This is a genomic window from Streptomyces sp. NPDC048416, assembly GCF_043200435.1.
Lineage (GTDB): Bacteria > Actinomycetota > Actinomycetes > Streptomycetales > Streptomycetaceae > Streptomyces.
Genome location: NZ_JBICXU010000009.1, coordinates 126957 through 133667, shown reverse-complemented (window position 1 = coordinate 133667; position 6711 = coordinate 126957). Strand labels below are relative to the sequence as shown.

The window sequence follows — 6711 nt, the reverse complement described above, 5'->3', positions numbered from 1 at the left end:
GGTGCCGCCCGGCGCCGAGTGGCTGGGGGCGCGGGGAACTGCGCGAGCAACCCCGCACGGCCCGCACCCGAAGGCGGGTGAAGGGGCGCGGGGAACTGCGCAACCAGCCCAGCACGGCCAGCACGGCCAGCCCAGCACGGCCAGCACGGCCAGCCCAGCACGGCCAGCACGGCCAGCACGGCCCGGCCCGCACGGCCCGCACCCGAAAGCCCGGCCCCGGCCGGACGGGGCTCACACGCCGAGGGTGGGCCCAAACACCCCCTCCCACCCCCCGGCGCCCCCGGCGCCCCCCGCACGATCCAGTTCCAGCACCCACACCTCGTTCGCCCCCGCCCGAAGCACCGCCCCCGGCACGTACAGCCCCCGCTGCGGCCCCACCCCCCAGTACCGCCCCGCGCAGAACCCGTTCACCCACCCGAACCCCCGCCCCCACCCCGGCAGCCGAAGCCACGCGAAGGACGCGTCGCGGGCCCCGGCCGGCAGGTCGACCCGCATCCGGTACAGGCCCGTCGCCCCGTCCGGCGGCGCCTCGCGGAACGGGACCTTCGCCACCGCGTCCGGCGCCTCGAAGGCATCAAGGCGCAGCCCCCGCGCCCGCACCCCGTGCAGATACTGCCGCTCGTGCAGCACCCCGCCCGTGATCCCCTTCGGCTCCCCGCCGCGCGGCCCGTAGTTGACCCGGCCCAGCGACTCCACCCATAGCTCGACCGCTGCCCCGCCCGGCACGGGGCCGGCCAGCGTCGCGTCCTCGCCGTCCAGGACACCCGCCCGCACCCCGTCGACGTACACCGTCGCCACGTCCCGCAGTCCGAGCACACCCAGCGGGTACGGCTGACGCGGCCCGGGCACGTCCAGGCAATAGCGGACCACGCCACGATCGACGTCCAGCTCCTCGAACGTCGGCGGAACCGGCGACTCGGCCTCCTCACCACCCAGGACGTCCATGACGTCCCCGAGCGGCGCCCAGTCCGCCCCCTCGGCGACGAACGAACCCGCCAACCCACGCGGCTGCGGCGGCAGTTGCGGAAGCGGGCCGTCCTGATACGACGCGAGTACGTCACGGAAGAGCCAGAACTTCGCGGTGGGCCGGCCCGCCTCGTCGATCGGCGCGTCGTAGTCGTACGACGTCGCCGTCGGCTCCAGCGCCCCCATATGCAGCTCGCCCGCCCGGTTCGCGCCGGACCAGCCCGCGAAGTTGGTGCCGCCGTGCGCCATGTAGAGGTTGACCGACGCCCCGCACTCCAGGATCTCCCGCAGTGCCGCCGCCGCGTCGGCCGCGTCCCGCACCATGTGCTCCGCACCCCAGTGGTCGAACCATCCGCACCAGAACTCCATGCACATCAACGGCCCCGACGGCTGATGCCGGCGCAGCACATCGAAGGCCTCCCGCGCCCCGCTGCCGAAGTTCGCCGTCGCCAGCACACCCGGCAGCGAACCCCCCGTCAGCATGTGGTCCTCGGGCCCGTCCGACGTGAACAGCGGCACCGTGATCCCGCAGTCGTGCAGCAGATCGGCGAGATGCCGCAGATAACCCCGGTCACTGCCGTAACTGCCGTACTCGTTCTCCACCTGCACCATCAGCACCGGGCCACCCCGGTCGGCCTGCCGCTCGGCGACCTGGGGGAGCAGCGCACGAAACCACCGGTTCACATGCACCAGGTACTCCGGGTCGTCCGTACGCGCCCGCCGCCCGAGCCGGCCCGTCAGCCAGTGCGGCAGCCCCCCGTTCTCCCACTCGGCGCAGATGTAGGGGCCCGGCCGCACGATCGCCCACAGCCCCGCCTCCCGCGCCGCGTCCAAAAACCGGCCCAGCGCCCCCACGTCCCGGTAGTGACCCAGAAACGGCTCGTGCAGATTCCACGGCACATACGTCTCGACGCAGTTCAGGCCCATCGCCCGCAGCATCGCCAGCCGGTGACCCCACTGCGACTCGTGCACCCGGAAGTAGTGCAGCGCCCCCGAAAGGAGCCGCACCGGCCGCCCGTCGAGCAGAAAGTCCTCGTCCCCCACCGTGAAGTCGGCCACCGGCGAACCCGCCCCTGTCTCTCGATCACTGCTCTGTCCCGATCACTACGCCGGGCCACTCTCACCCCTGGCGTCGCCGGGGTCCATGGACAAAGATCGGCGCTGATTGGACACAAGGGGGACCGGCAGAGAGCGGAAAGCGGCATGTATCACACCTGGATGCGGTATTTCACCCCAAGTCCGGCCCACCACCGGCTCGGCCTGGTCTGCCTCGGCGTGGGACTGCAACACGGCACGCTGCCCACCGTCGGACCCCGCACCCTCGACCACCACGTCGCCGTCGTCATCGGCGCGGGCAGCGGCTGGTTCCGCGGCGCCGACGGCCGCCGCGTGGCCGTCACCGCGCCCGCCCTGATCTGGCTCACCCCCGGAACCCCCCACCACTACGGGCCCGACCCCACCACCGGCTGGGACGAGTCCTTCGTCGACTTCACCGGGCCCGCCACCACCACGTACACCGAACTCGGCTACATCGACCCCGACCGGCCCGTCGTCCCGCTCAGCGACACCGTCGCCGCCCGCGCCGCCGTCGGCCGCATCGCCCGGGCCGCCCGCCGCGGCAACCCCCTCCTGGAAGTCGAGACCGCCGCCGCCGTCCACGAACTCCTCGTCGCCCTGCGCCGCGCCCGCGCCGACGTCGCCCCCGACGGCGACCCGGTACTCGAAGCCCTGGCCCGCGACGCCTTCCAGGCCCTGTCGGTCGCCGACCACGCGGCCCGGCACTGCATGACGCCCGCCGAGCTGCGCACCGCGGTACGCAGATCCGCCGGATGCAGCCCCAAGGACTACCTCCTCGGCATCCGCCTCGGGCGCGCCAAAGAACTCCTCGCCGCCACCGAACTGCCCGTCGCCGCCGTCGCCCGCCGCGTCGGCTACGACGACCCCGCCTACTTCTCCCGCCTGTTCACCCGCCGCGTCGGCATCGCACCCGTACGCTTCCGCGAGCAGCAGAGCCGGGCCGTCCCCGGCGGCTGGAGCAGCCGGATCCCGGATCCTGAACACCCGCCGACCATCGCGGGCCACGCCACGTAAGCTCGACGACCATGACCACGATCGACCCCTCCGTGCAGGCAGAGCTCTCCCGGCTGCGCGACAGCATCGACAACATCGACGCCGCCGTCGTGCACATGCTGGCCGAGCGCTTCAAATGCACCCAGCAGGTCGGCCACCTCAAGGCCGAGCACCGACTTCCCCCGGCCGACCCCTCGCGCGAAGCCGAACAAATCGCCCGACTGCGCCGCCTCGCCGAGAGCGCCAAACTCGACCCGGCGTTCGCGGAAAAACTGCTGAACTTCATCATCGCCGAGGTCATCCGCCACCACGAAACCATCGCCAAGTCCGCCTGACACCCCACGGGTTGAGGCCGCCCCACGAGCCGGGACGCCTGTGAGCCGGGGCCACTCCATGGGCCGCGGACGCCCTGCGCGCGGGGACGCCCCGTAAGCCGCGGACGCCCTGTGAGCCGGGGCGCGCTGCGAGCGGGGACAACCGCACGGCGGCGGACACCGACCGTACCGAGTACACACCCGCACGAGCCGAGGAGCGCAGGCCCACCGGACACGCCCCTGCCCGTCCGGGGAAACCTGACCCCGGGCTCACGCCAACCCCGCCAGGGGCGCGGGGAACGGCGCGCCCAGCCGAGCGCGGCCCGCACCCGTACCCCGGGCCTGGCGCTCAGCCCCGGACCCCGAGCGCGGCCCGCACCCGTACCCCGGGCCTGGCGCTCAGCCCCGGACCCCGAGCGCGGCCCGCAGCCGTAACCCGGACCTGAGTTTCCGCCCCAGCCCCAGGGACCCCACCGCGCCCGGTTCGCGCTCACCCTGCCCACCCTCACCGCGCCCGCCCGCCGCGCCTTGTGAGCCCGCGTCACCCGCACCCCCGACCTGTCCGCCCCCGCGCAGGCTCCGCACGGGCCGGACGGCCCTGTGCGGGCACCTCCGCTTCGGGCAGCATGGCCCCATGCCCGTACTGACGCGCGACGAAGCGCAGACCCGAGCCCACCTCCTCGACGTACAGCGCTACGCCATCGAACTCGACCTGACCACCGGCGGCGAGGACACCTTCACCTCCCGCACCGCCATCCACTTCACCACCCGCACCGCCGCAGACACCTTCGTCGAGCTCAAACCCGCCACCCTGCGCTCCGTCACCCTCGACGGAGCACCCCTGGACCCCGAAGGCCTCCTCGACAACCGGCTCGCACTGACCGGCCTCACCGCGGGCCCCCACGAACTCCACATCGACGCCGTCATGCGCTACTCCCGCACCGGCGAAGGGCTGCACCGCTTCACCGACCCCGCCGACGGCGAGACGTACACCTACACCCAACTGTTCATGGAAGACGTCCAGCGCGTCTTCGCCGCGTTCGACCAGCCCGACCTCAAAGCGGTCTTCGACCTCACCGTCACCGCCCCCGACGGTTGGACCGTCCTCGCCAACGGCGTCACCACCCAGCAGGACGACGGCCGCTGGAAAACCGCCAGCACCCCCCTCATCTCCACCTACCTCGTCGCCGTCGCCGCAGGCCCCTGGCACTCCGTGACCACCGAACACGCCGGGCTCCCCTTCGGCCTGCACTGCCGCCGCTCCCTCGCCCCCCACCTCGACGCCGACGCCGACGAACTCTTCGAGATCACCCGGCAGTGCTACGACCGCTACCACGAGAAGTTCGACGAGCCCTACCCCTTCGACTCCTACGACCAGGCGTTCGTCCCCGAATTCAACGCCGGCGCCATGGAGAACCCCGGCCTCGTCACCTTCCGCGACGAATTCGTCTACCGCTCCGCCGTCACCGACACCCAGCGCCAGATCCGCGCCATGGTCATCGCCCACGAAATGGCCCACATGTGGTTCGGCGACCTCGTCACCCTCCAATGGTGGGACGACATCTGGCTCAACGAATCCTTCGCCGAATACATGGGCTACCAGACCCTCAACGAAGTCGCCCCCGGGGGGCCCGGGGGGCGTCCCCCCGGATGGAGGGGCACCGACACCTGGGTCGAATTCGCCATCACCCGCAAATCCTGGGGCTACGACGCCGACCAGCGGCCCTCCACCCACCCCGTCGCCCCCGCACCCGACGCCGTCCCCGACACCGCCTCCGCCCTGCTCAACTTCGACGGCATCTCCTACGCCAAGGGCGCCTCAGCCCTGCGCCAACTCGTCGCCTGGCTCGGCGAGAAGGACTTCCTCGCCGGCATCAACACCCATGTCGCCCGCCACAAGTTCGCCAACGCCACCCTCGCCGACTTCATCGACTCCCTCGCCGGCGCCACCGACCGCGACGTCCACGCCTGGGCCGAGGAATGGCTCGGCACCACCGGCGTCGACACCCTCACCCCCACCGTCGCCGAAAGCGACGGACAGTGGCACCTCACCGTCACCCGCCAAGGACAACGCCCCCACCGCCTCACCGTCGGCGCCTACGACCGCGACCCCCACGACGGCCGCAACCTCGTCCTGCGCGACCGGTTCGACATCGACGTCCCGCACACCGAACCCGTCACCCGGCCCGGCCTGCGCCCCGCCCTGCTCGTCCTCAACGACCAGGACCTCACCTACGCCAAGGTCCGCCTCGACGAGCCCTCCACCGAAGCCGCCCTGCGCTCCCTGTCCGGCGTCCCCGACGCCCTCACCCGCGCCGTCCTGTGGAACACCCTGCGCGACATGGTCCGCGACGGCGAACTCGCACTCACCGACTACCTGGAAACCGCCCGCGCCCACCTCTGCGAAGAGACCGACCTCGCCGTCGTCCAAGGCGTCCTCACCTTCGCCGCCACCCAGATCGCCGACCGCTACCTCACCCCCGCCGACCGCCCCACCGCCCTCGCCCTCCTCACCGACCTCACCCGCGACCTGATCCGCCGCACCGAGGACGGCAGCGGCCCCGGCCTGCGCCTCATCGCCGTACGCCACTTCATCGCCGCCGCCACCCAGCCCGACACCCTGCGCGCCTGGCTCCAGGACGGCCACGTCCCCGGCGGCCCCGAACTCGATCCCGAACTGCGCTGGCGCATCCTCACCCGTCTCGCCGTACTCGGCGCCACCGACGAGCAGGAAATCGCCGCCCACCTCGCCGACGACCCCAGCGCCACCGGCGAGGAAGGCGCCGCCCGCTGCCGCGCCGCGCTGCCCACCCCCGCCGCCAAGGAAGCCGCCTGGAACGCCATGTTCCACGGCGACACCCTCTCCAACTACCTCTTCACCGCCACCGCCCAGGGCTTCTGGCAGCCCGAACAGGCAGACATCCTCCAGCCCTACATCGCCCGCTTTTACGAGGACGCCGTCCCCTTCGCCATCCGCCGCGGCCCCGCCATGGCCAAGGCCGCCGGCCAGTACGCCTTCCCCGTGCCCGCCGTCGACGAGGAGACCCTGCGCCTGGGCGAGGCCTGCCTGACCCACAAGGACCTCACCCCCGCCCTGCGCCGCTGCCTCGCCGACCAGGTCGACGACCTGCGCCGAGCCCTGCGCGTACGCGGCTGAGCGTTCGGCCCGCGCGGCCCACGGTTCGCGTACGCGGCTGAACCGCAGGCCTGTGCGGGCCACGGTTCGCGTACGCGGCTGAACCTGGGGCCTGTGCGGGCCACGGTTCGCGTACGGGGCTGAACACCCGGCCCGCGCGGCCCACCGCAGCGGGCGGGGCGGACACGCCATAGCAGCAACCACCCGCCCCAACTCGCCCTCACC

Annotated in this window: 4 protein-coding genes; 3 read left to right on the top strand and 1 reads right to left on the bottom strand. The window is 72.8% G+C overall.

From position 1 onward, the window contains the following. Positions 1-231: 231 nt before the first annotated feature. The gene (locus tag ACGFW5_RS14600; protein WP_393834558.1) at positions 232-2025 is read right to left on the bottom strand and encodes a beta-galactosidase family protein; all 1794 of its coding nucleotides are present in this window, start codon (positions 2023-2025) and stop codon (positions 232-234) included. A 144-nt stretch (positions 2026-2169) separates the two neighbouring features. Here ACGFW5_RS14600 and ACGFW5_RS14595 point away from each other — a divergent pair, with 144 nt between their 5' ends. The 3 genes from ACGFW5_RS14595 (at position 2170) to pepN (ending at position 6507) form a co-directional block, all read left to right on the top strand. Further along, a complete protein-coding gene (locus ACGFW5_RS14595) occupies positions 2170-3057 on the top strand; it encodes a helix-turn-helix domain-containing protein (RefSeq protein WP_393834557.1) in 888 nt (295 codons plus the stop codon). 11 nt (positions 3058-3068) lie between these two features. After that, entirely contained in the window at positions 3069-3371 is a 303-nt protein-coding gene (locus ACGFW5_RS14590; RefSeq protein WP_393834556.1) for a chorismate mutase, read from the top strand. 613 nt (positions 3372-3984) lie between these two features. Beyond that, positions 3985-6507: an aminopeptidase N gene (gene pepN / locus ACGFW5_RS14585; RefSeq protein WP_393834555.1), complete on the top strand. Its 2523-nt coding sequence runs from the start codon at positions 3985-3987 to the stop codon at positions 6505-6507. Positions 6508-6711: the final 204 nt, after the last annotated feature.